Genomic DNA, 25,991 nt, shown 5'->3' on the forward strand with positions numbered 1-25,991 from the left:
AGAGTGCGAATTCAGTCCGGTTTGTCGAGCGTCTGTGCCGGGGAACCCCAAATCCGGGTCCGCGCCTCAACCAGGGAATCGAGGATCGGATGATCGATGCGCGCATATTCGCTTGGGCTCATGGTCATGAACTGGCGAAATTCGCGGCTGAATTGCGCCTGGTCGTGATAGAGGCCGTCCATCGCATCGGTCCATTTCTTGTCCGGATGGAGCATGAAGCGTACGAGGCTGCGCATGAAGCGCTGGCGCCGGATCAGGAGCTTGGGCGTAAAACCGAAATAGCGCCGCGTGACCCGCTCGAGCGTGCGCGCACTCATGCCTGATCGCTCCGCAAAATCAGTAACCGAGCTGAGATCTTCGTCCATCAAGACATGATGAACCTGGCGAATTTTCTCATCATCGCGAGTAGGCTCCATCGCCGCATCCATGGTCTCGACGATTGCCGAAAACTGCTCCTCATCGCTCGCGGAAGGATCGCACAACACCTCGCACAGGCCAGTCAGATGTGCGAATGCCGGGTGCTGTTCCCCATCTGCAACCATATTGGCAAGATCGGCTGCCTCTGCACGAACGAAGCGCGCCCAGCCGAGCGGGAGAAAGCCGATTCCCCACGTTCGCGAGGTGCCGGCCAAGAATTTCAGCGGCCGGCTGCTCGGGCCCGTGACGGCGCAGCGCACATCGCTTACTTCAAACCTGCCGATGCTCCCACTTGGCAAGTGGCCCGAGAAAAACCGGATCGTGCCCCATTCCGGCTGGAAATAATCGGTCACCAGACCGCCATCTTCGACTTCCAGGACCGCCCGGTAGAAAGTCGTGAAGCAGCCCGCGAACCGATCCGGCGGTACGAAGAATCCGCTGCGCACCTTGTACGACAATTGTGCGTCCCTGTTAGCGTTCTCACGTGCCATTGCGGGCCGTGTGCATGAACGGGCGCGATTCTACAAATGGTAATGCAAAAGGGGCGCCAGAGCCGATGCCCTAACGCCCCTTTGCAAATGTAGGAAAGCCGTTCCGCGGTTACGCGGGCAGAGCGTCCTTGGCCTGCTTGATGATCGCAGTGAAGGCAGCGCCTTCGTTCATCGCGAGGTCGGCCATGACCTTACGGTCGAGTTCGATCCCTGCAAGCTTCACGCCGTGCATGAACTGCGAATAGGTCAGGCCTTCAGCGCGCACTGCTGCGTTGATACGCTGGATCCAGAGCGCACGGAAATTGCGCTTCTTGATCTTGCGGTCGCGATAAGCGTACTGGCCAGCCTTCTCGACGGCCTGACGCGCGATGCGAATGGTGTTTTTACGACGGCCGCGATAGCCCTTGGCCTGGTCGAGCAGCCGCTTGTGCTTCTGGCGTGTGGTCACGCCGCGTTTGATGCGAGGCATAGTGTAATCCTTTTGTTTGGTGCGTCCCGGACATCCGTCCGGTCCTTGGCCAGGCCGCCCACGCGGCTAAAAGCCGTTCAAATCAATCCAGCCCGTAGGGCGCCCACTTCTTGACTGTCTTCGTGTCGGCTTCCGACAAGACAGTGGTGCCGCGGTTCTGGCGGATATACTTCGCATTGTGGCTGATCAGGCGGTGACGCTTGCCAGCGACACCATGCTTGACCTTGCCGGTAGCGGTGAGCTTGAAGCGTTTCTTCACACCGCTCTTGGTCTTAAGCTTGGGCATTTTCATCTCCTAAAATCAGAGACACGTCCAATCAGCCCTGGCAGCCCTTGATAGCCAGGCCGATCCATTGATTCGTGTCGTTGAAGGACGCGCGTTTATGTCGGCTTGCATCCATATGCAAGCCTTTCTGGGCCTCATGCGCCGGCGTTCGCATCCGCTCACTTGGCTTTCCTCGCTTCCGGGCAGGCAAGCTGCCCTCGCTGCGGACGGCCAGTCGGCCTTTGACTGCCGTGACCAAGCGAAAGCTTGCACACTTCACTGATAGCAAAGCAAGGACATGCACTTTCCTTTATGTTGGATACGCATGTTACACAGTCCTGAAGAAGAAAATTCAGCGGGCGATCCGCCTCTGCTGCCGGTTGAAGCGAGATTGAATGGTGAATTTTCGGCATCGCGCAACAATGCCGCACGCAAGCGGCAGTAGGAAATCGCTAGATATCCGCGAAAGGCTGATGCCCCGTTTCAATCAGCCATCGGGCAAAATCACCGTCCCGGATCAGCACGGCACCGGCCGGCAGGGAGGCGTTCCAGATATAGGCGTCGGCAGTTGCCGTAATCATGGCCGCGTCGGCCAGGCTTACTGCAATTTCACGCCGCGAGTATTCACTTCCTTCAAACGCATCAATTGCGGTAATATCCACTGCGCCAACCTCGTGACACACACCGTGTACGGTTGTGTCGCCTTGGGTGAGCGCCGGATACCAGCCATTCGGATCGGGGACCGCATGGAGCGTGCCGCGTGTTGCTGCGGGCTGGCCGGGGCCCAGCCCGGCAAGGAACGGCCATTGCGCAACATCCGCCCGCAACACGCCATATAAGAAGATATGTCTCAATGGTCGTGCGAGTGCGAAGCGTCCGCTCCGCTCATCGCTTCGAGCACGTCTTCCAGCCGCGCAGGTTCACCCAGAGCCAGGACTGTCCCGTCGCTGTCCGCATCCAGGGGATTGCCCTGCCAATCGCTCATCATCCCGCCCGCGCCTTCGACCACCGGGACGAGCGCAGCATAATCATGCAGTTTCAGACCGCTTTCGATCACCACGTCGAGATGGCCTGACGCAAGCAGGCCGTAATTGTAACAATCACCGCCATAAACCGGATAGGGCCGCTTGGGGTAAGCCTTGGCAACGACCCGCAAATAGGCATCGACTTCGCTTTCAGCAAAGGCGTGAGGGCTGGTGGTGGCGACGCTCGCACCTTCAAGGCTGCGGCAGCGGCGGGTCGAAACCGGCTTGCCGTTGAACGTCGTGCCCTGTCCGATGACGCCCACCCAGCGCTCGCCCAGAATAGGCTGGTCGATCACCCCGATGATCGGAAAGCCATCCTGCACCAGCGCGATCAGCGTCCCGAAGATAGGCCGCCCTGCGACAAAGCTTTGCGTTCCGTCGATCGGATCAAGCACCCAGCTATGCGAAGCGCCTTCGCGAGTGATGCCGTATTCCTCGCCGATTATGCCGTGATGAGGCCGCTCAACCTCGAGAATGGCACGCATCGCTGCCTCTGCCGCCCGGTCTGCTTCTGTCACGGCAGAGAAGTCCTCTTTCTCCTCTGCCTGCCAGTTTCCGCGAAAGAGCGGGCGGATCACCTCGCCCGCAGCATCAGCCAGCCGCTGGGCCAAGGCCATGTCTTGTGCTGTCATTTCTGGTTCTTACCGTTATGTTCAGGTTCAGGCTCGTCGATTCTCTTAGCCACTTGTGGCGGGGATTTGCCATGGGGGCAAAACAAATGGCCATCGCAAAAGCACACAAGGGCGCTCAGAATGCGAAGCTCAAGCCCGCTTTGCATTCCGCGCTTGGGCATACGCGCGATGGCGAGCCGCTTTCCAACAATCGTGCGCCGGCCGAGGATCTCGCGCCCTGGGTGGCCCGCGTCTATGCCACCAAGGTCGAGATGGGCGCCGAGGACACACTGAGTTGCGGCCTTCTGTCAGATACGCCGGTATTGCGCGTGCTGTTCTGCGGGGACTGGACAGCGCAAACCCGCGACGGAATCGGCCGCTACGGTCCTTCAGCGTTGTTCTTTGGTGCGCAGACCAAGCGGATGCCCGTTACTGTCAAAGGCAGCTTCGCGTCAGTCGGGGTGGCCTTGACACCCGGCGCCGTGCCTGCGCTGAAGGGCCCCAATGTGTCCGACACGCTCGATCGGATCATCCTCTATGACCACATCTATGGTCACAAGGAATGGGGTTCGAGCGCACAGATGATCGAATGGTTCGACCCTGAAGGTCCGGTCGAACGCTGGCTCAAGGTGGCGGAATCCCTGTTCCGCGACCTGCTGGCAGTGACCGGCGGCAAGAGGCCCGATCCGGTGATCGAGGAATTCGACAAGGCCGCCTTTGCCGATCCCAACTTGGCGATCGCTGAATTTGCCGAACACCACCGCATCGAAAGGCGCACGCTCGAACGGACGATCAAGAAGGCCTACGGGATGACCCCAAAGCAAGTCCTGCGCCGGGCCCGGGTGCTGGACATCGCGGCGCATCTGCGCGGAGTGGCGGACAACCGCGAGGAGGAAGAGGCTGCGCTCAAGTTCTTCGACCAGTCGCACATGATTCGCGAATTTCGCAATTACTTCGGGATGACCCCGCGACAATTCGCCAACACGCCGCAGCCGTTCATGACCCTCACCCTTGAATCGCGGCAGGCGCGCCGCCTGGAGGTTCTGGGACGGGCCGCGCCGGGGGCACCCCCGCCGTGGCGGGTGTAGTCTCGCGGCCTCGGCCATTAGCGACCAAAAGCCTGAAAACATTGCTTGGACAGTTAGATTTCAATAGAGCCTAGGATTGGCTGAACAAAAAAAGTGGAAAGAGCAGGAAGAACGAGGAGCAGGACAGGGTCGATCAGGCTGGGTGCCGGAAGGCGGCGAGACTGGTCATGCATGGCGAGGTCGCATGAACAAGAAGACTGCCCGTGGCAGCAAGCATGAAAGTCTGGATGGACTGGACCCGCGCTCTGGGACCAGCACGAGGGGGTCTCCCCTCTCGGCCAATCGGGAGCCCGCTAATGACCTGCGCCCATGGTTCGCACGCCTTGTCGCCGCTCGCATTGAAACCGATGACGACCACAAGATCGTCTGCGGCATGTGCAATGATCTCGCCTATCAAAGGATCGTGCAGCGCGGACGCTGGACCGCGCTGAGCAAGGACGGGGACGGCGTTTACAAGGATGAAGCGCTGCTGTTCGGCCCGCACTCACGTTATATGCCATTGACGTGTACCGGCCCGGTCGTTGCGATCGGGGTTGGCCTCAGACCCGGCGCGCTGGCCAGACTGACCGCGCATTCCATGCCAGACATGGTCGACCGGATCGTTCGCGGCGACCCGCTGGGTCTCGTCGAAACGAATATGGCAGAGGAATATCCAGCCAGCGGCACTCCGCAAGACTGGAATGTGCGGATGGAGGAGCGCCTGCGCGCATTGATCAAGCGGCTCGACCCGGAACCGCCCGATCCCGTGTCCACTGCATTCGAGCATGCGGCATTCATGGACCCCAACATCGCGCCGGGCGATGTTGCAGAAGAGCAGGGGATCAGCCTGCGCCAGCTAGAGCGGATCGTGAAGCGGGATTTCGGCATGTCGCCCAAGAAGGTCCTGCGCCGGGCTCGTGCGCTTGATCTAGCGGCGCAATTGTGTGGTGTGGCAGACGAAAATGAAGAGCAGGAACTGCTGCTGCGCTATTTCGACCAGTCGCACCTGATCCGCGAATTCCAGGCCTTTTTCGCGAATACGCCCGCAGCGTTCCGTTCAACCCCGCACCCGCTTATGACCATTACACTGGAGACGCGGCAAGCGCGACGGCTTGAAGAGCTCAAGCGCATCGCACCGGGCGAAAAACGCCCGTGGGAAGCGCAGTAAATTCAGGATTGCGCGAGACGCAAGTGCTGCGGGCGACGTCTAGGAATTAAGCGCCACGACGCAGACCACGAATGCCCAGACAGCGAGCGCTGACCCGTATGTTTTTGGCGACAATCGCACGTTTCTCTCCCCCAAGCTCAACGTGAAGACGCAAGACTAGCTTGAGTTTTGCAAAGCACCACCCCCAAAATGCATCGGGGATCATGGGCCGTGCGATAGGACCGTCAGTCAAACAGGCTGGAAACAGAACTCTCGTCGGCAATTCGGCGCACCGCTTCACCGACCAGCGGCGCAATGGTGAGAATTCGGATGCGCTCCGCTGCGCTTGCTGCATCGGTCGGACGGATGCTGTCTGTGATGACCAATTCCTTGAGCGCAGAGCTTTCAACCCGTGCCACTGCCCCCCCGGAAAGGACCCCATGGGTAATATAGGCCGCAACCGATTTCGCGCCCTCATCGAGCAAGGCCTGCGCCGCATTGCACAGCGTGCCGCCCGAATCGACGATGTCGTCGATCAGGATGCAGTGCCGCCCCTGCACATCGCCGATGATGTTCATGACTTCGCTTTCGCCCGGCCGGTCGCGGCGCTTGTCGACGATCGCGAGCGGCGCGTTGTCGAGCCGCTTGGCGAGCGCCCTTGCGCGAACCACGCCGCCGACATCAGGGGACACTACCATCAGGTCCTGGTCGCCGTAGCGGGCCTGAATATCCGCCGCCATCACGGGCGCTGCGTAAAGGTTGTCGGTCGGGATGTCGAAGAAACCCTGGATCTGCCCTGCATGAAGGTCCACCGCGAGGACGCGGTCAGCACCGGCCTCAGTGATCAGGTTTGCGACCAGCTTCGCCGAGATCGGCGTGCGCGGGCCGGGCTTACGGTCCTGCCTAGCATAGCCGAAGTAGGGCACGACGGCGGTGATCCGCTTGGCCGACGCGCGTTTCAGCGCATCGATGCAGATCAGCAGCTCCATCAGATTGTCGTTCGCCGGAAAGCTCGTCGGCTGAACGAGAAACACGTCCTCGCCCCGCACATTCTCGTTGATCTCGACAAAGATCTCTTCGTCGGCAAAGCGCCGGACGCTGGCATCAGTGAGCGGCATTTCAAGATAGGCGGCAATCGCCCGGGCGAGCGGCAAGTTTGAATTGCCGGACATGATCTTCATCGGTTCCGAATCCCCGCAGCAAGTCTTTCTCTTATCGCCTAGCCGAGTGTCACGGCATTGCAACAGAGCAGATTGGAGTTGTCGTCAAGTGAGGCGCTTGATCATGTGCAAGGAGAAACTCAAGCCGGTTTATTCCACCGTGATTTTGGGCCATCATGTTGTCGGGGATTCTTGATGATGCACAAAGCCTCGATCACGTTGCTGTCTAGCTGAGGTGCCATGTCCGCACGGCTCGTTCATATCTATCTGCCGGATAGCCAGATCGGGCGGCTGGAGGAAATTCTGCCGCGCCATACCAGGAGGTACTGGCGCGAGACGGTCCCCGGTGGGCAGGAAAAATACAGCTGCATTGTGCAGCAGCGGTACACTGAGCGCCTGCTTGAAGAACTCGAAAATGCGTTTGATGCGCTCGATTCCTTCACGGTTTGCGTGATGAAACTAGAAGCGGTGATGCCGCCGGTCCATGAAACGTCCGATACCGAACTTCTGCTGGACAGGGATCTTCCCCCGCCCAACGCACTGGAACGCTTTTTCAGCCGGGATCGCCTCAGCACCGACGAGCTATACGAGGACATCGAGGAAAGCATCCATGTCCGCCCTTCCTACCTGCTTACGGTTGGCCTTTCGGCCATAATCGCCGGCCTCGGCATGCGCAGCGGACAGACAGCGGTCGTCATCGGCGCCATGATCATCGCACCGCTGCTCGGACCGACCATGGGCCTGGCGCTGGCAGCGACGGTCGGCAACAGCAAGCTCGGCAAGCAATCTGCATTCACCCTTGGAATTGGTTGCCTGGTCGCGGTCCTGGCAGGCTGGGTAATCGGCCAACTTGTCGCGATCGATCCCCTTGTGCCTGAACTGAGAAACCGGACTGCAGTCCAGCTTTCCGACGTGGCTTTGGCCCTGGCTTGCGGTGCCGCTGGCGTGCTGGCGTTCAGTCGCGGGGCATCTCTCGCTCTGGTCGGCGTCATGATCGCGGTAGCCCTTGTCCCGCCATTGGCCGCAGCGGGCATCTACACCGGTGCCGGATACCTTGTCGCCGGGGCCAATGCGATGTTCCTGTTCGTGGTCAACCTGGTGTGCGTGAATGTCGCTGGCATCGCCATGTTTCTCATACAGGGGCTACCGCCGAAGAGTTGGAGACTTACGGGCGGTATCCTGGCGATTTGGGCATTTGTCCTGATCGCGCTCACCTCGATGATGGCGGGCAGAATCTTTCTCGGCTGGGGCTCTTGGGATGCGCTTCTGTCTTACTTCGGCGAGATCGGTTGAGCGCCTCTTACTACCCCATGCGTGATGCGCCGACGTAAACGCCCGGACGGTGCCACAGGAACACGATTGCGCCCATGATCAGGGCGCACAGGCTCGACCAAAGCAAGGGCGCAAGCTCAAGGAATACCGCACTCACGCCGAGAACAAGCACATCAACCGCAATCGCTGTCCGTCCAATCGGCCAGCCGAACCGGTTCAAGAGCCAGACAGCGAGCACGCCGAACCCGCCAAGGCCGGTGCCGTGCCGGACCAGCATCAACATACCCTGCCCAAGCAGGGTGCCGCCCGCAATCGCTGCGACCAGCGGACTGTCGACACCGAGCCTCACGGTGTCTTCCACCACTAAGGAAAGTGCTGCGATCCCGATACTGGCGAGCACGGTGCGCAAGGCGAATAATGGACCTATCGCGAAATAGCCAAGCACGAGGAAAGGCACGGTCAAGGGGCCCAGCAGCAATCCGGGTGCAAGCGGTACGAATTGCGAGACCAGCAGCGCCGTGCCTGCCATCCCGCCAGCAACCAGCCCTGCCGCATGAAGGATCGCGAGGCCTGTCGCCACGAAAATGCAGCCGACTACAAGTGCCAGCGCATCTTCGAGAAGCGTGTGGCGGACAGGTTCTTCAGGCGAAGGCTGGCTTTCGCTCACCCTTCTTGATTTACCCTGTGTTCGGGCTTGTTGTTTGGCCCCAGGCGTCGGCGTTCATATCCGTTCACTTGGATTTCCTCGCTTTCGCGATCAAAGATCGCTTCGCTGCGGGCGGGCAGTCGCCCTTTCGAACGCCATGCGTTCGTTATTTGACCCGATGCTCACCTCTGATCCACCTGACCGTGCCAGAACTGGCGCGCATTACCACGCTATGGGTCGTCATCTTGCCGCTGCGCAGCCGCTTGACCCCGTCAAGCAGCGAGCCTGAAGTGACGCCCGTTGCCGCGAAGATGCAGTCGCCCTTGGCGAGGTCTTCGAGCTTGTAGATGCGGTCGAAATCGGTGATGCCAAGCCGGCGCGCGCGTGCCTTCTCATCTTCGTTGCGGAACACCAGCCGCCCGTTGAACTGACCGCCCACGCAGCGCAGCGCAGCCGCCGCAAGAACGCCTTCAGGCGCGCCGCCCTGGCCCATATACATGTCGATGGTGGTGTCCTCATCCGTCACCGCGATAACGCCGGCAACATCGCCATCGCCGATCAGCACGACCCCGCAACCGAGCCCGCGCAGCTCGGCAATCAGGTCCGCATGGCGGGGGCGGTCGAGCACACAAACGATGATATCACCGGGTGAAACGCCCTTTGCGGCCGCTACCGATTTGACGTTTTCCGTGGGCGATTTTGCGAGGTCGATCACATCGTGCGGATAACCGGGTCCGACCGCAATCTTGTCCATGTAAGTGTCAGGCGCGTTGAGAAGGTTGCCTTCCTCAGCCGCCGCAAGCACCGCAAGCGCGTTGGGGCCTGCCTTGGCCGTGATGGTCGTCCCTTCGAGCGGATCGAGCGCGATATCGATCTTCGGACCCTTGCCCGGAGCGCCGCCGACCTTCTCGCCAATATAGAGCATGGGCGCTTCGTCGCGCTCGCCTTCACCGATCACCACGGTCCCGTCCATGTAGAGCGTGTCGAATGCCTTGCGCATCGCTTCTACCGCCGCTGCATCAGCCGCTTTCTCATCCCCTCGGCCAATCAGCCTGGAGGCTGCCACCGCCGCCGCTTCGGTAACGCGTACCATTTCCAGAACCAGCACGCGGTCGAGTGCATTCTCGTGGGTGGGCTTATTGGCCATCAGGTCAGGATTGTCGTTAGCATTCATGGGGAATTCAGCCCTTTGCATTGCATGGAGGAAGCGAAGTCGTGTGACACGCGAATTTGCATCAGCGCTTAGCCACAAGCAGGCCTGCTTGTCGAGCATGGCAGAGAGGATATGGCCCGGGGTGACACGCCTTTTAGCACCAATCTTGCTGGCTGGCCTGTCATGCACTGCCAGCGCGCAGGAAAAGGACGCCAGGGCTGATTCAACAGGCGCTGTGGTCGATGTCCTTGCCGATGCGGACCGACTCTACGGCCCGCCTCCTCCGTTCGAGGACTGCACCGAAGAACAGGAAGCTGCCATCATCTCGGGCGAGATCATCGTTTGCCGCCGCAAGCAGGACCCGCGTGAGTTTCTGACAACCGGCCGGGAAAGCGCGCGCAAGAGGTATGCAGAAGAAACCGCCTTTGCGAACGATCCACAAGCGCCCGACGTTGCAGGCGATGGTATCTTTCGCGGTCCGGCCTCAGTGTCGGGCCTGTGCCTGATCCCGCCGTGCCCCAAGGAAGCAGCGCTGTTCATCGATATCGAAGCCCTGCCAGAGGCGCCGCCAGGTTCAGATGCGGACCGCATCGCGCGGGGGCTTCCTCCGATTGGTAATGAAAGGGGCACACCGCCCACAGCAGGGGAGTTGGGCCTGCCCGAAACCATGCCCGAACCTAATCCGGCAGGATTGGAAGCACCAGAGGAGGGGCCGTAAGGCTCTCCGAACCTTCCAGCAGGCTGAGCGCGTGCGTGACGGACTTCTCCGGCCCTTCATGCGTCACCATCGCGACGAGCACATCGCCGCCGTCGCCGGTGCGGCCGGTCTGGATCAGGCTTTCGATGGACACGTCCGCGTCGCGCATCGCGGCGGTGATCTCGGCCAGCACGCCGGGGCGGTCCGCCACGGTAAAGCGCAGATAGTTCGATCCAACCCGGTGCCCCGGCTCAACCGGCGGCATCTTGACGAGCTGTGAAACCGGTATCGAGAGCGGCGCGCCCACTTCATCGCGCGCGATATCGATCAGGTCCGCGACGACGGCGCTCGCGGTCGGGCCTTCCCCCGCGCCTGCGCCCTGAAACAGCAGGCGTCCGGAGAAATTGCCTTCCGCAACGACAGCATTGGTCGGGCCATCGACCGGAGCCAGCGGGTGCGCTTTCGAGACCAGACATGGCCGGACCCGCTGCAGCAGGCGCGCTCCGCCGTCCGTGTACTCAACATCGGCCTCGGCAATCAGCCGAATGACATAGCCCAGCGTGTCCGCCTGCGAGATGTCTGCAGCCGTAATCCGGGTGATGCCAGTGGTGCGGACACTGGCGAAATCGATTTCCGCACCGAACCCGATCGCCGCGAGGATCGCGAGCTTGTGAGCCGCATCGACGCCATCGATGTCAAAGCTCGGATCGGCTTCGGCATAACCCAGCCGCTGTGCATCAGCCAGCGTCTCGGCAAAGTCCGCGCCGGTGTCTTCCATCGTCGAGAGAATGTAATTGCAGGTCCCGTTGAGAATGCCGTAAATCCGCTCAAGCCGGTTGGCAGAGGTCCCCTCGCGCAGGCCCTTCACCACGGGAATGCCGCCCGCCACGGCCGCCTCGAACTTCAGCGGGACATCGCGTGCTTCGGCAAGTTCAGCCAGCGCCAGGCCATGGTGTGCGATCATCGCCTTGTTCGCGGTGACAAAACCCTTCCCGCATTCCAGTGTTGCGCGGGCAAGCGCCAGCGCTGGACCGTCCGCTCCGCCGACCAGTTCGACCACCACATCGACATCGTCGCGCCCTGCGAGCGCGGTCATGTCGTCTTCCCAGCCAAAGCCCGAGAGGTCCACCCCGCGATCCCTGGAGCGGTCGCGTGCGCTGACAGCCGTCACGACAATTCCGCGCCCTGCACGAGCGGCGATCACGTCCTGGTTCGCATCGAGCAGGCGAATGACCCCTCCCCCCACAGTGCCTAGGCCAGCCAGAGCAATCCGCAAGGGAGGCTGGGTGTCATTCATCGCGATGCTATCCTTATCCGCGAGACGCCAGATTCCCCACGCGCCTCCATTTTCACGCTGCGCCCTAGCGCGAGACGTGTCGCTTGTGGAGAGGAATTGTCTTGCTGACGGGCAAGCCAGGCTTTGGCGCGATGCGGCCTAAATGGCAGGCAAGCGCCGCTCGCAGGGACCCAGAGATTGCTTCACCAGAATGTAGTCCGCCGCTGCCTGGCGCCGCATTCCCGAATCCTCACTGTAAAGCGCCGCCGCTGGCAATTGCTCTGGCAGAGAGCAGGCCAGCCGGAACCAGCCGATTGTCTGGGGCTCAGGCGGGAGGGCCGCCGCGTCGATAATCTCACCCCACGAGACACCCCAAACCGGTGCGCGGCCCGGCCGGCGAAGCACGCTGATCGAGGCAGGAGTGCCGCCCTCGGTATCCAGAAAGATCTGCGTTTCCGTCTCCCCGGCCAGATTTCCGCGCACAGAAAACGCGTCGCGCACACCGGTGACAACCGGGGGAACATCGCCTTGCGCGAGCTCTGCCAGAATGGGCCGGATCCGCGCTTCAAGCGCGGGTGTGTGCTGCAATTGGCCGCTCGAGGCAACCAGCTGGATCGAGCCAGGCTTGTTCGCCACGGGGTTCGCGAACAGGATCACAGGCAGGCGCCTGAGCCGGGGGACCTTGCCATCGGCATTGAGTGGAACATCGGCGAGATAGGTGAGCTCTTCGCCCACGGGCACGCGTCCGCTGACAAGCGCTTGCGTGCGCGCGGTGACATACAGCCGCGCATAGCCCGGCGCGAGGCCCGGCGCACGTTCGGGTTTCACCACAGCCTGGTTGCGAATCTCTGCCCGGATCACAAGCTGGGCAGAAGCAGCGAGGGCCGCAAGATCAGCGTATGTCGGCCCGTCAGGCTGCGCCATTTGCGCTGCCGAAGGTTGTGCAGAAACGGCAGCGAAAGGCGCCGCGGCAAGCGCCACTCCAATGGCGAAAATTTTCAATCGCTCTCGCAAAAACCTAAATCCTAACAGCAAGTTAACTTATTAATGAGCCAATATCAGGAGCTTGCTCTCCAAGCATGGCCCTGATCGTTTCTTGATCCAATGCATTCAAGACCACAAGCACTGAATCGCCGCTGAACCGATAAAGCGTTTGCTTGGGCATGGCTTGCCCGTTAAAGCGTTTTTCCGGATTGCCAGTCATGGGGACATGAAATGACAGCAATTCAGCGAGGGAAGAGGTCGAAAAAACTCGGTTTTGAGAGACTGATTCGCTTGCGCGCCGGGTCGCCCCGCGTGAACCGGTCAGGAGAAAGTTGGAGTATTTCGACGCTCCGCGGACACGCGTTTGCGGGGTGGCTAGAGGCCAGTTTGCGCTGGCGAGAGTAATGGAGAGAAAGCGACTGGATGGCTTACGCTGACCAAGAGATGAGCGGCAATCGCATGGTTGCGATTGTGATCGTTGCTTTGATTCACGTCGCGGTTGGATACATGCTGGTCACCGGGCTCGCTATCGAAGCGGCCAAACAAGTGATCGAGCGTGTGACGACTGTTGATATCGAGGAACCACCGCCACCTGAGCCGGAGGATGAACCGCCTCCGCCACCGCCTGATCAACCGCAGACGCCGCCGCCGCCGGTTGCGCCTCCGCCGCCGATCAATATCGCACCGGCTCCGCCGCCGATCCGGACACAGCCGACGATCCCGCCGCCTTCGCCGCCGGTTCTGGTTGTGCCGCCGCCGGCACCGCCCGCTCCGCCATCGCAGGCGCGTGGCGTCTCGCCGAAGGGCCAGAACCGCTGGGCCGCCCGTATCCAGGAAAACTATCCCTCTCGCGCTCTGCGTGAGGAAACGGAAGGCACCGTGGGCGTCACGGTTTCGGTTGGCCCGGATGGGCGCGTGTCAGGATGCCGCGTCACTGGAACTAGTGGCTCGTCTATCCTTGACGAAGCAGCCTGCGCGGGGATGCAGCGGTACGCCCGCTTCGATCCTGCGCTGGATGCTGCCGGCAACCCGATCACGGCCAGCTGGTCAACTCGTATCGTTTATCGACTCAACTAATTAGACGGCGTGGTCGTGACGTGCGACCCGCAGCCTTTTGGGGACTTTTTGAAGAGGACTTTTCGCAATGATTATTGAACTTCTTGCTGGTGCGGCCGCTGCTGCGACCGAAGCGGCTCCGGAGAACAAGTTTGGCTTCGTGGAAGCCATGGAACAGGGCGGCCCGGTTGCCTGGTTCATCCTTGCCGTGATGATCATCATGAGCGTTGGCTCATTCTACATCCTGATCACCAAGCTGCTCGAGCAGCGCAAGATCATGAACCAGTACAAGGCCGTTCGCCAGAATTTCTGGCGCGCGGGCAGCATCAAGGAAGGCGCGACCAAGCTGGAAAAGAACAGCGCATGGCGCCAGCTCGTTGATGACGCTCTGAAGGCGAATGAAGACCACGGCAAGATGACCGACAAGCGTGAGGCGCATGACTACCTGCACGGTACGCTTCAGGCTTCGGAAGACTCGATCAATGCGAAGCTCGCTGGCGGCCTGCCGTTCCTCGCTTCCGTCGGCGCAACGGCGCCGTTCATCGGTCTGCTCGGTACGGTTATCGGTATCTACCGCGCGCTGATCAACATCGGCATCGCCGGTTCGGCTTCGATCGACAAGGTCGCAGGTCCGGTTGGTGAAGCGCTGATCATGACCGCGATCGGTCTGTTCGTTGCTGTGCCTGCAGTGCTTGCCTTCAACTGGCTGCAGAGCCGCAACCGCCGCATCGCAGAAGCCATGAACGGTTTCTCGACCGACCTGCTCGCTTACATGGGCTCGGACGGCGCGATCAAGCCAGCCGTTGGCGCAGCACCGGCGGCCAAGCCTGCGGCTCGCCCGGCGACCACAACTGGCGGCGTGCCAACCAAGTCCTGATTGATCTGGCAGGCGGCAGGGACGCTCAGAGCATACCTGCCGCCTTCCGATCCCCTCGGGAAGCCGCGATCAGGCCAAGGCTCGCCAAAGCCTGATCGCACCAAGCATTGAAACAAGAATAGGACTGTACAATGGCGATTTCGATGGGAGGCGGGGGCGATACCCCCATGTCAGACATCAACACCACGCCGCTGGTGGACGTGATGCTGGTGCTTCTGATCATCTTCCTCATCGCGGTTCCGGTGGCGATCCAGACGATCGAAAAGCTGCAGATCCCGGTCATGGAATCGATCGAGTCGAAGGATAAGGTTGAAAACCTGCTGCTGACGGTCAGCACCACGGATGCGGCTGGGCGCAGCGCGGGCGAGCCTGGCTATGAAGGTGCATCGCGGAGCGGAGAGTGCCGCGTGTATTTCAACAATATCACGCCGGTGACCTCGGAAGAGCTCTACGACAGGGCGTTTGAGCGGCTTGACGCGATCGTTCAGCGTGCGGGCGGTGCAGAGCAGATCATGAAGGATCCGGATCTGATTCCGCAGGTGCACATTCGCGGCGACGTGAACGCGCCGTGGCGCTGCATCGCAGGCTCGATCTACAACGTCCAGGCTGCTGGCTATCCGACGGTTGGCTTCATCTCCAACCCGGTCGAGCCCGGCATCTAAGCCGCAGACAGAAACTTAGGAGACATAAACCATGGGTATGTCAGGAGGCAAGCTCGACGGGCAGCCGATGACCGACATGAACATGACGCCGCTGATCGACGTTCTGCTCGTTCTGCTGATCATGTTCATCATCACCATCCCGGTGGCGACACATGCCGTGGCAATTGACCTGCCGCAGCCTAACCCTAATCCGCCGCCAGACATGGTCGATCCGATCAAGAACAAGATCGTTCTCACGCAGGACGGCCAGATCCTGTGGAATGCTGAGTCTATCGATCAAGGCACGCTGGTCGCCAACCTCAACACGTCCAAGGCGATGGTTCCTGAGCCTGAGCTCCAGTTCGAGCCTGAGGCCTTGGCGAGCTACGATCTGTCGGCACGTGTGCTGAACATCATCAAGGTATCGGGCGTCACCAAGTTCGGCTTTGTCGGCAACGAAAAGTACCGTCAGTTTGGTACCGGCGGGCCGGGAGCGGGCGGCGGCAACTAACCGCGCAGCCTGATAGGTCATGCCAATCAGAGGGCGGGGTGTGGAGAGGCACCCCGCCCTTTCTTTTTGACAAATGGATTGGGCTAAATGGGCTCGGGGTGGACCTATTCCCACTCTAACGGCTCGTCCACACGCATCGCTTCGCCTGCCAGGCTCTCTGCCTCCAGCAGTAGCTCCTCATCAACCGCGCCTTGCGGCACAGCCTCGCGCCCGATCATTGTCATCACCGGTACGGCAAGCGGGCTGACTCGATCCAACTCGACATGCACTAACTCATGCTGTGAGCGCTCAAGCAAGTCCGCGAGCCGCCCTACATCCGTCATCCGTGCGCGCGCATCCGCCCATGCCGCTTCCAGCAAGACATGATCGGGCTCATATTTCTTCAGCACATCGTAGATCAGGTCGGTCGAGAAAGTGACCTGCTTGCCGGTCTTGCGCTTGCCCGGATGCTGGCGCTCGACCAGCCCGCTGATCACCGCGACTTCTCGAAAGGCGCGGCGGAGCAGGTGCGATTCGGTCACCCATTCGACAAACTCGTTGGTCAGGATGTCTGGCGAGAGCAGCGGCGCGGGATCAGCAACCGGCTTCAGCCCCCAAACAGCCAGCGAATAGTCATTCGCGACGAAACCGGCCGGCATCAGCCCGCGATCCTCCATCCGCCGCGTGATCAGCATGCCGAGGCTCTGGTTCGCGTTCCAGCCTTCGAAAGTGTAGTATACTGAGTAGTGCTTCTTGTGATGCGGGAAGCTTTCGACCAGCAGCTTGCCCGGCCCCGGCATTTCGCTGCGCCAGTCCTGCACTTCCAGCCATTCGCGCACGTCGTCGGGGAATCGGCCCCATTTCTCGCGCTGGCTGAGCATCGCCTGCACCCGGCTCGACAGATGCGTGGTGAGCGGCAGGCGCAGCCCGCCATAGCTTGGGATCGTCGCGGATTTCTTTGCCGCGCGCACGATCAGGTCCATGTCCTTGAGGCCTTCCACCTCCAGGCTCATGCCTGCAAAAAAGAAGGTGTCGCCGGGTGAAAGCTGTGCGGCGAAGCGTTCCTCGACCTTGCCGAGCGCTCGCCCGTTCCGGAAGCGCACCATCAGCATTTCAGAGTCGACGATTATGCCCGCATTCATCCGGTGGCGCTGCGCGTGTTCCGGGTGAGTGAGCTGCCACACGCCTTGCCTGTCGCGGCGAATGCGCTTGAACTTGTCATAAGCGCGCAGTGAATAGCCGCCGTTCTCGACAAAGCCGAGCACGCGGCTCCAGTCCTCTTGCGTGAGCCATGAATAGGCCAGTGAGGACTTTACCTCCCTCAACAATTCGTCTTCCTGAAACGGCCCGGCGCAGGCGCAGGCCATGACATGCTGCGCGAGCACGTCGAGCCCGCCTGCGCGAAAGTCCTCGCCGTCGCGCATGCCTTCATCGACCGCATCCTTGGCCGCGGTCGCTTCAAGGAATTCAAAGCGATTGCCGGGGACGAGGATCGCGCGGCTTGGGCTATCGAGCCGGTGGTTGGCGCGCCCGATCCGCTGGAGCAATCGCGAGGAGCCCTTGGGCGCGCCCATCTGGACGACACAGTCGATGTCCCCCCAATCGATCCCGAGATCGAGGCTCGCGGTGCACACCAGCGCGCGGAGCTCTCCCCGCGCCATCGCGCCTTCGACCTTGCGCCGCGCTTCTGCCGAGAGGCTGCCGTGGTGGATGCCGATTGGAAGATTATCCTCGTTCACGTCCCAGAGCAGCTGGAAGATAAATTCGGCGAGAAACCGCGTATTGGTGAAGATCAGCGTCGTGCGGTTCGCCTTGATCTGCTCCATCAGCTGCGGAATTGCCCAGCGCCCGGCGTGCCCACCCCAAGGCACGCGCTCTTCACGTGGCAGCAGGATTTCGACTTCAGGCTTTGCGCCTTGCTCGCCCTCGACGAGTTCGACAGCATCGATCTCTCCCCAAGGTGCCAGCCACGCACGGAAACCTTCGGGATCGGCGAGCGTCGCGGACAAAGCCGCGCGCTGCATGTCCGGCGCGATGGCCTGCAATCGGCTGAGCGCAAGCGCGAGCAGGTCGCCCCGCTTGCCGGTCGCAAAGGCGTGAACCTCGTCCACCACCACGCGCTTCAACCCGCGAAACAGCTCGAAGCTATCGGGATAGGACAGCAGCAGCGACAAGCTCTCCGGCGTCGTCAGCAGCACATGGGGGGGACGAGTGCGCTGGCGCTTCTTGCGATCGGACGGCGTATCGCCGCTGCGGGTCTCGACCCGGATCGGCAGGCCAATCTCTTCAATCGGGGTGAGCAGGTTGCGCTGCACATCATGCGCGAGCGCCTTCAAGGGCGAGACATAGAGCGTGTGCAGGCCCTCGGGCGGTTTCCTCTCGCCCAATCTCGACGGGGCAAAATCGCACAAGGTCGGCAGGAACCCGGCCAGCGTCTTGCCAGCGCCCGTGTCCGCCACGAGCAGCGCGTGTTTCCCCGCGTCTGACGCGATGAGCATCTCGCTCTGGTGCCGCCGCACGCGCCAGCCGCGTGCCGTAAACCAGCGTTCGATTTCAGGTGGGATTTGCACGTCGCTCACGGGAGATGAGCGTTCGACCCACCCATGCGTTCCGTCAAGTCACGCGAAGAGGATCAGTCCATCTTCGGCGTCAGTCCATCAGCCTGGGCGATATGCCCTTCCACTTCGTGCTCGGCCTCTTCGGCCTGCTCGCCTTTCGGGAACGGTGCAAACATCGAAATAACGAGGATCACGCCTACACCAATCGCAGCAGTCCAATAGACCCATTGCGGATAGCCCGCACCTGCTGTCACACCGGCCAGAGTGGCACCAATCGGACGCCCCATATTTCCCAGCGCCATGTAGACCGTGAACTGAGTCGCTGCGACCGCTGGCGAGCACAGCTTCATGAAAACAGGAATGATTGCGATCATATACAGCAGCGCAAAGAAATCGAAGATGAGCTGAAAGCCTATCAGGACAGTGCTGTCAGTCCATCGATCGGGGCTGTAGCCCATTGCAAGGAACAAAGCGCCCAAGACAATCGCGGCGATCACCATTCCTGCACGGCTGCCGATCTTGTCGATGAACCAGCCACCTACCAACAGGCCGACAACTCCGCTGGCCAACGTGGAATAGAAGATGAGGTCTGTATACTCACTCTGGGCCCAACCCGCGGTTTGGGTGTAGAGTTGGGGGTGAAACGCTTCGAACAACCCGCCGGGAATTGCGCGTAACAACATTAGCGGCGCAAGGATCAGCGACAGTGGTGCAAGAATAGCCTTGAATGCGTTGCGCAAGAGCGGCCTCCAAGCCTCGACCTGGATCGCGCTGTTTCTTGGATGAGTTTCGCCCGAACTCCACGGCAAGCGCTTCTCACCTTCTCGTTCACGAATGGCCACGCCATACAGCATGACGATAAGCGGCACGGACGCGCCGCCGAGCATCCCTGCAATTACGCCAAAGTTTTCGAACAGGCGGCCACCCGCGCCTGTAGCAACCGCAATCCCGAGATACTGTGCGCCGAACATGATGCCCGCTGCCTTGGCGCGCTCGTCTTCGGGCATGATATCAATCGCCAAGCTGTCGATCCCGACATCCTGGAACGCGACTGCTATGTTCGCGGAAAACGCCACTGCTGAGATGAATGCAACCTCGGTGTGCTGTGGTGCCACGAATGCGGCGGCAAGGAAGGCAACGACGATCAGCGATTGCGCACCGATGATCCAGGAACGCCTGCGTCCCATCGGCAGATAGGTGTAGCGATCGATGATAAAGCCATTGATAAACTTGATCGACCAAGGCGTGGAAGCTGCCCCGACAACGGCCGCCGTCTCTACCGTGGTCGCTCCATTGGCTGCCATCCAGGCGGGGACGGCATAAAAGAAGAAGCCAATGGGGAAGCCTTGCGTGAAGTAAAACAGTAGCAAGGTCGCCATGCGCAGCCACTTGCTCTGAGTCAGTATCAACTCCTCGTGTCGCCCCGTTGCCGCCAGTGTCGCCATGTCTTGTCAGTCCCCCAATCGGCGTGGTCTGCCCCCTTCCCCAAGGAAACGTAAGAAACGCCGTGATCCCGCGAAGCAGCGTGGCTCAGGGTAGAATTAAAACATTGTATGTAAGCGACATTGTGCGCCCGCCCGATGGGCATGGCGTCATGCGGTCGAGCGGGAAGCTCGCGCGGAAAATTTCCGCGCAAACGATCTTACTCTGCCGCATCTTCCTCGGCAGCCGAAGCAGCTGCGCGCTCAGCCAGTTCATCCACGCTATAGCCGGTCAGCTCAGCCATACGCGTCTGCTCTTCGGCAGAAAGGTCTGCAAACCCGCGCGGCTGAGGCAAATCAGCGGTTGTGGCCTCCATCTGCGCTTCCATGTTCGCAAAGCTTGCCATCATTTGCGGCATCGCTTTCATCGAAGCACCCAGCACGCGCGGATCGCTCGACACCTTCATTGATTTCCTGGCGAAGGCAGCGCCGCTTTCTGTCGAGAAGAACGCGTTGATATCGGTCAGCTCCTTAACGTCGAACTGGATCGCGAAAACTTCGGTCATGGCCTCGCGCATCGCCGGCTCCATCGCATTCATCATGTTGGTCATGATTTCCGGCATGACTGCCGCTTTGCGCGCACCGCGCTCCTCGCGCGCCGGATCGATGATGGAGGCGGCTTCTGCAACCGCAGCGTCGTTCATCTCGAGCTCCCATGCCTCAAGCCCCAGCTGACCTGCGAAATCGGCTACGCGCGGCTCTTGTGCCTTGGTCAGGATCGGGCCAAGCATCCCTTCCATGCCAAACATGTCGCCCATCACTTCGGAAAGCGAGCCGGGAGGGATCATCTTGTTGATCACTTCAGCGGCAAGGGGAATTCGCGCCTCTTGCTCAGGCGTGAGCGGCTCAGCTGCAAACATTGCCATCATTTCCGCCATCATCGCGTCGTTTTCCGAGGCTTTGCCTTCGTCCTGAGCAATGGCAGGCGCGGACACAGCCATTGCCCCGGCAAGGGAAGCAGACAGGGCAAGAGAGCGAAGCAATTTCATGGGCGGAGGTCCTTTGAATGATTGAACGGCCAGCAGACGGCAATCAGTATCCGTTCTTGGTTGCCGCGATCCGGTCCAGCGTTGCCTGCCGCATCGCTTTCTTGTTCCAGCCGTAGGCACCGCCGGGGAGCTGCGCGAGCTGTTTGGCAATGCTTGTCGCGGTTGCAATGACTTGCTCAGGCTCCACCACGAGATCAATTGCGCCAAGCTGAACCGCTTCATCAGGGCCATACATGTAGGACTGGATGACGAGCTTGGTCAGCTGCGTGGGGTCAAGCCGCGCCTTGCAGATTTCCTGCGCGAAAAGAGGCAGGTTCATGCCGTTGAGTGTTTCGTTCGCGCCGAACTTGAATGCGCCCGCGGCGCCAATTCGCGTGTCGCAGGAAAGCAGCAGGAACTGCCCCATCGCAATCGCGTGGCCAGTGCAGGCGCCGACCACCGGGCGTTCGCTGCCATAAACCTGACACACCAGTCTTCCTGCCGTATCGAGCAGGTAGCCCAGCTCCTCCGCGCTCGCTGTCGGCATCCACTTGAGATTGAAGCCGCCGCTGAAAATACCGTCACGCCCGGCGATAACGATGGCCGTGGCGGCCTTTTCCGCTTCAGCGAAGGTTTCCATGAAACTGTCGAGCCAAGGGGGGTCGATCGCGTTGGCGCGCCCGTCATCGAGCGTGATCTGCGCGATGTCGTCTGTAACCGCGAGGCTTATGGACATGACTGAGCTCCTGCAAAATGTGTGGAGGCTTCAGTGCCCGACCGTTTCTCCGCGCTCAAGCCCTGACAGTGCAAGCTGCTCGTCAATTTGTGCGAGCAAGCGCTCAAGCCCGTCCTGTGTATCGCTCTCCGCGCGCGCAACCAGCACGTCTTGCGTGTTGGACGCACGCAGCAGCCACCAGCCGTCCTTGGTGTTGACCCGCACGCCGTCAGTCGCATTGACTTCCTCGACTTCCGGACCGGGATTGTTCTTGAGGCGCGCGCTGACTTCATCAATCGCAGCGAACTTGCGGGACTCGTCCACCTGGAAGCGCATTTCCGGCGTATTCAGCATGTCCGGCATTTCGCTGCGCAGCTGCGTCACCGATTTGCCGAGCCGCGCCGAGGCCGCAAGCAGGCGGACCCCAGCATAAAGCGCATCGTCAAACCCGTAATAAGTGTCCGCGAAGAATACGTGGCCGCTCATCTCTCCAGCCAAGGGAGAGCCAGTTTCCTTCATTTTGGACTTAATCAGCGAGTGGCCGGTCTTCCACATCAGCGGCTTTCCACCACACTTCGCTACGTGATCGAACAGCGCCCGGCTCGCCTTCACATCGGCGATAATGGTCGCATCAGGGCGATCCCTTAATAGGTCTTCGGCGTAAATCATGAGAAGCTGGTCGCCCCATATGACCCGCCCTTCACCATCAATCGCGCCGATCCGGTCGCCGTCGCCGTCAAAAGCCACTCCAAAATCGAGGTTCTTTGCCGCGACGAGCGCGCGCAGATCCTCCAGATTGGCTTCGACAGTAGGATCAGGATGATGATTGGGAAAATTTCCGTCGACCTCGGTAAAGAGCAGGTGATGCTCCCCCGGCAACCGTTCGGCGAGCAGCTCGAGCGCGGGTCCGGCAGCGCCATTGCCAGCGTCCCAGCCCACCTTGAGATTCGCGAGCGCGGCAGTGTCGATACCGTCGAGACCGCTCAGGAGGCGGTCGATATACTCGCCCATGATCTCGCGCGTTTCGACTTCACCGGTCCCATCGAGCCAGTCTCCGGCAGCGGCGAGTTCGCCGATCCGCAGGATGTCGGCGCCGAAGAACGGGCGCCCTTGAAATACCATCTTGAAGCCATTGTAATTGGCGGGATTGTGGCTGCCAGTTATCTGAATGCCGCCATCTATATCTTTGGCTGAGGCTTCCGCGTAATAAAGCATAGGGGTTGCGCCCATGCCGATCCGCACGACATCGCACCCGCTCGAAGTCAGCCCCTCGATCAGCGCATGTTCGAGCATGGGCGAGCTGACGCGGCCATCATAGCCGACCGCTACTTTCGATCCGCCTGCCCGCTTGAGCAGAGTCGCAAAGCCGCGTCCGATCGCGCGTGCATCATCCGGGCCGAGCGTTTCGCCGATGATCCCGCGAATATCATATTCACGCAGAACGGTGGGGTCGAATTGATGGCTCATTTTCTCATGATTTCCTGTGCTTGTGGCGCGTTTCTCCCTGCGTAGAACGCTGCACGGCGCATAGCAATCACAGGACACCTCCGAAACGGCGATTGTCTCAGATTTGGGCGGCCCAGCGTGAGGACCTAGCGCTTTCCGTCCGGAATCTCATCGAGCAGCAGGTCACGCGCTGCATTGGCTTCATGGACCTGGTCATTGGTTCCACCCCTGTCCGGATGCACCATGGTAATCAAACGCTTATGCGCCGCCATGATCTCTTCATGGGTCGCATCAGCCCGAACCGCGAGGAGTTTGCGCGCCTTGAAGATGGCCTGCTGGCGGGTCGATGGCCCGCGCAGGAAATCCCATGGCCATTTTCCGGTAATCCAGCGACACAGCAGACAAATACCTGCAGCAATAAGGACAAGCCGGATCATGGCTCAGGCAAGCTCCAGCTGCGGCGCAGGACCCGCAAATTCAGGCAAGCGCAGCTGCCCCAGAAGTTCGCGCAGCTCCTGACGCGCAACCAGATGGCTGGTGCCCAGTTCCCCCAGATGCCCTTTGTCGAGCAGAGTGAGGCCGGAAGGGAACAGCTCACGATAGATCACGCGCTCGGAAAGCCCCTTGGCGACACGGAAACCAACTCGCTTGCTGAGCTCTGTCAGCGCCTGCTCGATCCGTGCCATGTTACGCGCTTCAGTATGGCCGGTGCGGTTGCGCACCACGACCCAATCCATTTCGCGGCGCTGTTTCTCGATCGTCGCGCGGCTGCGTTTCATGCGCGCTTCCCAGATCAGCTCGGCATAAAAGCTCAGGCGCTTGACCTTGAAGGTCTCGCCTTCGACCTGGCCGATCAGGTCGAAATCGACAAAACTGTCATTCATGGGAGTAACCAGCGTGTCGGCCTCGGTGGCCGCATGACGCGCGAGCGGATCGTCGCGTCCCGGCGTATCGAACACCACGAAGTCACAACCCTGGCCAATCTCAGCGACCTTGGCCTCCAGCCCATCGACATCGCCTTCGAACACGTCAAAACGCGCAGTAGGCAGATCAATGCCGCGTTTGGCTGCTGTCTCCCCCCGGTTTTCGAGATAGCGGGCGAAGGTGCGCTGGCGCGGGTCAAGATCAATCGCGGCGACGCGCGCGCCCTTGTAGGCAAGCGCAACCGCAACATGCACCGCTGTCGTCGATTTTCCGGTCCCGCCCTTCTCGTTGGCAAAGACGATCCTGTGTGGAGTGGTTTGAGGCACGGAGCGGTTCGCCTTCCATTTGCTTGTGCGCCGCGCAAGGTGGCGGCTAGGAGAGAAAAATCATATCCAAGGGGACAGGCACGTGCAAACAGTCACCACGCTCGATTTGTTGAGAACATCGACCGCTGCCCTGCGCGCAGGCGGCGCGACAATCGGGCTGGTTCCCACAATGGGCGCCCTGCATCAAGGGCATTTGACGCTGGTACGGGCCGCACGCGACGCCTGCGATCACGTAGTCGCGTCAATTTTCGTCAATCCAACTCAGTTTGGCCCCAATGAGGACCTTGATGCCTATCCGCGCCAGTTGGCGGAAGATCAGGCGATGCTTGAAGGGGAAAGGTGCGCACTCTTGTGGGCACCGACAGTCGAAGAGATGTATCCGGAAGGCTTTGCGAGCAGCATTTCTGTTTCCGGTGTCAGCGACAATTTCTGCGGTGCTGCGCGCCCCAGCCACTTTGACGGCGTCGCGACGGTCGTGTGCAAGCTGTTCAATCAAGTTCAGCCCGACATGGCTTTCTTCGGCGAAAAGGACTTCCAGCAGCTCGCTGTGATCCGCACCATGGCGCGCGACCTCGACCTGACCGCGCCGCGGGTCGAAGCGATCATCGGCGTGCCGACCGTGCGCGAGCCGGATGGCCTCGCGATGTCGAGCCGCAATCGCTATCTCTCGAGCGAACATCGCGCAGCCGCCGCGACGTTGCCGAACGCCATGCGCGAAGCGATCGCACGGATTGAAGATGGAGATGAAGTACGAGAGACGCTCGCAGCGCTTGAAGATGCCTTGCTCGGCGCTGGTTTCTCCCAAATCGACTATGCCGAGCTTGCCGATGCGCGCTCGCTGGCAAAGCTAGATGCGCTTGGCGCAGGGGACGCGCGCCTCCTGGTGGCCGCGCGGATCGGCGGAACGCGGCTGATCGACAACATGGCGGTCAGCCAGCGCGCCTAGGCTTGACCCGCGCCCGGCTGATCAGCGCGAGCGACACCCCAAAATCCGGTGCGCTCGAGATAAAACAGCCAGCAGGTGAAGAAGAGAAACCCCAGCCCAAGCAGCCATTCTATCACTTCCCGGTCGCGCGAGATGAGGAAGAGGCCTTCGTCAGGCTTGTAGGAGAAACCCCAATGGGGACCGAACTCAGCCTGCAGCCAGGGCGACGCCAGGAACACCAGTTGAGCCGCCAGCATCAACAGGAAATATGACTTGAGGAACCACGGCGGACTGACCAGCGCCGATACGGATCGGGCCGATTTGCCGAGTATGGGCTTCAGCAATACGGGCATCACGAAACTTGCAACCAGGCCGTAAAATCCAATGATCGCAAATCCGACCTGAAGAGCTTCCCGTCTCAGCAGATTGTGCAGGTTAAGCTCCTGCTGATAATTCCATTGCTCGAATGTCTTGGGCGATTCGATCCCCAACACCCTTTGCCCCCAGCTGATCTCTTCCATGCCAACGACAAACATCACGAGGGCGAGGCCCGCCAGGAGAATGGCGTGCAGGCTCAGCCCCTTGTTCTTCAGTCTGTAGGCAACCAACAGCGCAACCGGCGCCGCGATCACGTAAAGGCCAGCCGTGAGCCATTCGACCAGCGCATCCTCCTGAACCAGTTGCCAGTAGTTCCAGGGGTTCGAGACTTTCTCGAATACAAACCGGGCCAGCAGGGCGAATGGCAACACAAACAGGCTGATTTTGACAAACCGCTCGATGCCCTTTGCGCGTGTCTTGAGGCCACGCAATATCGAATCCATCACAGGCAATTTCCTTCGCAGTGTGAGAGGGATCAGGCGCGTTTCGTCATCGGACTCGGCGCGGCTGGCGATGCCAGGCCACG

Annotated in this window: 28 protein-coding genes; 9 read left to right on the forward strand and 19 right to left on the reverse strand. The window is 60.8% G+C overall.

What is annotated here, in order from left to right:
* Nucleotides 1–11: 11 nt before the first annotated feature.
* The 5 genes from ACG9DO_RS02420 to ACG9DO_RS02440 all read right to left on the reverse strand — a co-directional run bounded on the left by ACG9DO_RS02420 (nt 12) and on the right by ACG9DO_RS02440 (nt 3,299).
* Nucleotides 12–908: a helix-turn-helix domain-containing protein gene (locus ACG9DO_RS02420; protein WP_394730136.1), complete on the reverse strand. Its 897-nt coding sequence runs from the start codon at nt 906–908 to the stop codon at nt 12–14.
* 109 nt (nt 909–1,017) lie between these two features.
* Nucleotides 1,018–1,377, reverse strand: coding sequence for a 50S ribosomal protein L20 (rplT, locus tag ACG9DO_RS02425; RefSeq protein ID WP_394730137.1), 360 nt, complete (start codon nt 1,375–1,377; stop codon nt 1,018–1,020).
* An 82-nt stretch (nt 1,378–1,459) separates the two neighbouring features.
* Nucleotides 1,460–1,663, reverse strand: coding sequence for a 50S ribosomal protein L35 (gene rpmI, locus ACG9DO_RS02430; protein ID WP_160733362.1), 204 nt, complete (start codon nt 1,661–1,663; stop codon nt 1,460–1,462).
* Nucleotides 1,664–2,094: 431 nt separating this feature from the next.
* A complete protein-coding gene (locus ACG9DO_RS02435) occupies nt 2,095–2,496 on the reverse strand; it encodes a gamma-glutamylcyclotransferase (RefSeq protein WP_394730138.1) in 402 nt (133 codons plus the stop codon).
* Nucleotides 2,493–3,299 carry an inositol monophosphatase family protein gene (locus tag ACG9DO_RS02440; RefSeq protein WP_394730139.1) on the reverse strand — a complete coding sequence of 269 codons (807 nt, stop codon included), beginning with the start codon at nt 3,297–3,299 and terminating at the stop codon, nt 2,493–2,495. Before ACG9DO_RS02440 ends, ACG9DO_RS02435 begins: the two co-directional genes overlap by 4 nt.
* 86 nt (nt 3,300–3,385) lie before the next feature.
* On the opposite strand from ACG9DO_RS02440, the gene ACG9DO_RS02445 reads away from it, so the two are divergent.
* Complete coding sequence (locus tag ACG9DO_RS02445) at nt 3,386–4,366, forward strand: helix-turn-helix domain-containing protein (RefSeq protein WP_394730140.1); 981 nt, start codon at nt 3,386–3,388, stop codon at nt 4,364–4,366.
* 76 nt (nt 4,367–4,442) lie between these two features.
* Nucleotides 4,443–5,513 carry a helix-turn-helix domain-containing protein gene (locus ACG9DO_RS02450; protein WP_394730141.1) on the forward strand — a complete coding sequence of 357 codons (1,071 nt, stop codon included), beginning with the start codon at nt 4,443–4,445 and terminating at the stop codon, nt 5,511–5,513.
* A gap of 224 nt (nt 5,514–5,737) precedes the next feature.
* Here ACG9DO_RS02450 and ACG9DO_RS02455 read toward each other — a convergent pair whose 3' ends face one another.
* Nucleotides 5,738–6,673 (reverse strand): ribose-phosphate pyrophosphokinase, encoded by a 936-nt coding sequence (locus ACG9DO_RS02455; RefSeq protein WP_394730143.1) that lies wholly within the window; start codon nt 6,671–6,673, stop codon nt 5,738–5,740.
* 219 nt (nt 6,674–6,892) lie between these two features.
* Here ACG9DO_RS02455 and ACG9DO_RS02460 point away from each other — a divergent pair, with 219 nt between their 5' ends.
* Entirely contained in the window at nt 6,893–7,945 is a 1,053-nt protein-coding gene (locus tag ACG9DO_RS02460) for a TIGR00341 family protein (protein WP_394730144.1), read from the forward strand.
* 10 nt (nt 7,946–7,955) lie between these two features.
* On the opposite strand, the gene ACG9DO_RS02465 is transcribed toward ACG9DO_RS02460, so the two are convergent.
* The gene (locus ACG9DO_RS02465) at nt 7,956–8,591 is read right to left on the reverse strand and encodes a YitT family protein (RefSeq protein ID WP_394730145.1); all 636 of its coding nucleotides are present in this window, start codon (nt 8,589–8,591) and stop codon (nt 7,956–7,958) included.
* 145 nt (nt 8,592–8,736) lie between these two features.
* A complete protein-coding gene (glpX, locus tag ACG9DO_RS02470; RefSeq protein WP_394730146.1) occupies nt 8,737–9,744 on the reverse strand; it encodes a class II fructose-bisphosphatase in 1,008 nt (335 codons plus the stop codon).
* 121 nt (nt 9,745–9,865) lie between these two features.
* Here glpX and ACG9DO_RS02475 point away from each other — a divergent pair, with 121 nt between their 5' ends.
* Nucleotides 9,866–10,441, forward strand: a complete 576-nt coding sequence (locus ACG9DO_RS02475; RefSeq protein WP_394730147.1) for a hypothetical protein — start codon at nt 9,866–9,868, stop codon at nt 10,439–10,441.
* Here the strand turns inward: ACG9DO_RS02475 and ACG9DO_RS02480 are convergent.
* The 3 genes from ACG9DO_RS02480 to ACG9DO_RS02490 all read right to left on the reverse strand — a co-directional run bounded on the left by ACG9DO_RS02480 (nt 10,401) and on the right by ACG9DO_RS02490 (nt 12,900).
* Complete coding sequence (locus ACG9DO_RS02480) at nt 10,401–11,717, reverse strand: homoserine dehydrogenase (protein WP_394730148.1); 1,317 nt, start codon at nt 11,715–11,717, stop codon at nt 10,401–10,403. The two genes, ACG9DO_RS02475 and ACG9DO_RS02480, sit on opposite strands and share 41 nt — an antisense overlap.
* A gap of 138 nt (nt 11,718–11,855) precedes the next feature.
* Nucleotides 11,856–12,698 (reverse strand): hypothetical protein, encoded by an 843-nt coding sequence (locus ACG9DO_RS02485; protein ID WP_394730149.1) that lies wholly within the window; start codon nt 12,696–12,698, stop codon nt 11,856–11,858.
* A gap of 34 nt (nt 12,699–12,732) precedes the next feature.
* Complete coding sequence (locus ACG9DO_RS02490) at nt 12,733–12,900, reverse strand: hypothetical protein (RefSeq protein WP_394730150.1); 168 nt, start codon at nt 12,898–12,900, stop codon at nt 12,733–12,735.
* A 203-nt stretch (nt 12,901–13,103) separates the two neighbouring features.
* Between ACG9DO_RS02490 and ACG9DO_RS02495 the strand changes: the two genes are divergently transcribed.
* The 4 genes from ACG9DO_RS02495 (at nt 13,104) to ACG9DO_RS02510 (ending at nt 15,765) form a co-directional block, all read left to right on the forward strand.
* Entirely contained in the window at nt 13,104–13,757 is a 654-nt protein-coding gene (locus ACG9DO_RS02495) for an energy transducer TonB (protein ID WP_394730151.1), read from the forward strand.
* Between the two features lie 67 nt (nt 13,758–13,824).
* On the forward strand, nt 13,825–14,613 hold the full coding sequence (locus ACG9DO_RS02500) for a MotA/TolQ/ExbB proton channel family protein (RefSeq protein WP_394730152.1): 789 nt from the start codon (nt 13,825–13,827) through the stop codon (nt 14,611–14,613).
* A gap of 131 nt (nt 14,614–14,744) precedes the next feature.
* Entirely contained in the window at nt 14,745–15,275 is a 531-nt protein-coding gene (locus ACG9DO_RS02505; RefSeq protein ID WP_394730153.1) for an ExbD/TolR family protein, read from the forward strand.
* Nucleotides 15,276–15,306: 31 nt separating this feature from the next.
* On the forward strand, nt 15,307–15,765 hold the full coding sequence (locus tag ACG9DO_RS02510; protein ID WP_394730154.1) for an ExbD/TolR family protein: 459 nt from the start codon (nt 15,307–15,309) through the stop codon (nt 15,763–15,765).
* Between the two features lie 104 nt (nt 15,766–15,869).
* On the opposite strand, the gene ACG9DO_RS02515 is transcribed toward ACG9DO_RS02510, so the two are convergent.
* The 7 genes from ACG9DO_RS02515 to ACG9DO_RS02545 form a co-directional block, all read right to left on the reverse strand.
* Nucleotides 15,870–18,323 (reverse strand): ligase-associated DNA damage response DEXH box helicase, encoded by a 2,454-nt coding sequence (locus ACG9DO_RS02515; RefSeq protein WP_394730155.1) that lies wholly within the window; start codon nt 18,321–18,323, stop codon nt 15,870–15,872.
* 53 nt (nt 18,324–18,376) lie between these two features.
* Nucleotides 18,377–19,747, reverse strand: a complete 1,371-nt coding sequence (locus ACG9DO_RS02520) for an MFS transporter (protein WP_394730156.1) — start codon at nt 19,745–19,747, stop codon at nt 18,377–18,379.
* 197 nt (nt 19,748–19,944) lie between these two features.
* Nucleotides 19,945–20,772, reverse strand: coding sequence for a hypothetical protein (locus tag ACG9DO_RS02525; protein ID WP_394730157.1), 828 nt, complete (start codon nt 20,770–20,772; stop codon nt 19,945–19,947).
* Between the two features lie 43 nt (nt 20,773–20,815).
* The gene (locus tag ACG9DO_RS02530; protein ID WP_394730158.1) at nt 20,816–21,487 is read right to left on the reverse strand and encodes a crotonase/enoyl-CoA hydratase family protein; all 672 of its coding nucleotides are present in this window, start codon (nt 21,485–21,487) and stop codon (nt 20,816–20,818) included.
* A gap of 30 nt (nt 21,488–21,517) precedes the next feature.
* On the reverse strand, nt 21,518–22,933 hold the full coding sequence (pgmG, locus tag ACG9DO_RS02535; RefSeq protein ID WP_394730159.1) for a phosphoglucomutase/phosphomannomutase PgmG: 1,416 nt from the start codon (nt 22,931–22,933) through the stop codon (nt 21,518–21,520).
* Nucleotides 22,934–23,058: 125 nt separating this feature from the next.
* On the reverse strand, nt 23,059–23,349 hold the full coding sequence (locus ACG9DO_RS02540; RefSeq protein WP_394730160.1) for a molecular chaperone DnaJ: 291 nt from the start codon (nt 23,347–23,349) through the stop codon (nt 23,059–23,061).
* Nucleotides 23,350–23,352: 3 nt separating this feature from the next.
* Nucleotides 23,353–24,162, reverse strand: coding sequence for a division plane positioning ATPase MipZ (locus ACG9DO_RS02545; RefSeq protein ID WP_394730161.1), 810 nt, complete (start codon nt 24,160–24,162; stop codon nt 23,353–23,355).
* 82 nt (nt 24,163–24,244) lie between these two features.
* On the opposite strand from ACG9DO_RS02545, the gene panC reads away from it, so the two are divergent.
* Nucleotides 24,245–25,108 (forward strand): pantoate--beta-alanine ligase, encoded by an 864-nt coding sequence (gene panC / locus ACG9DO_RS02550; protein ID WP_394730162.1) that lies wholly within the window; start codon nt 24,245–24,247, stop codon nt 25,106–25,108.
* Here panC and ACG9DO_RS02555 read toward each other — a convergent pair.
* Nucleotides 25,105–25,908: a hypothetical protein gene (locus ACG9DO_RS02555; RefSeq protein WP_394730163.1), complete on the reverse strand. Its 804-nt coding sequence runs from the start codon at nt 25,906–25,908 to the stop codon at nt 25,105–25,107. The two genes, panC and ACG9DO_RS02555, sit on opposite strands and share 4 nt — an antisense overlap.
* Between the last annotated feature and the right edge of the window lie 83 nt (nt 25,909–25,991).

It is taken from the genome of Altererythrobacter sp. GH1-8 (assembly GCF_043702085.1).
In the GTDB taxonomy this organism is placed as follows: domain Bacteria; phylum Pseudomonadota; class Alphaproteobacteria; order Sphingomonadales; family Sphingomonadaceae; genus Erythrobacter.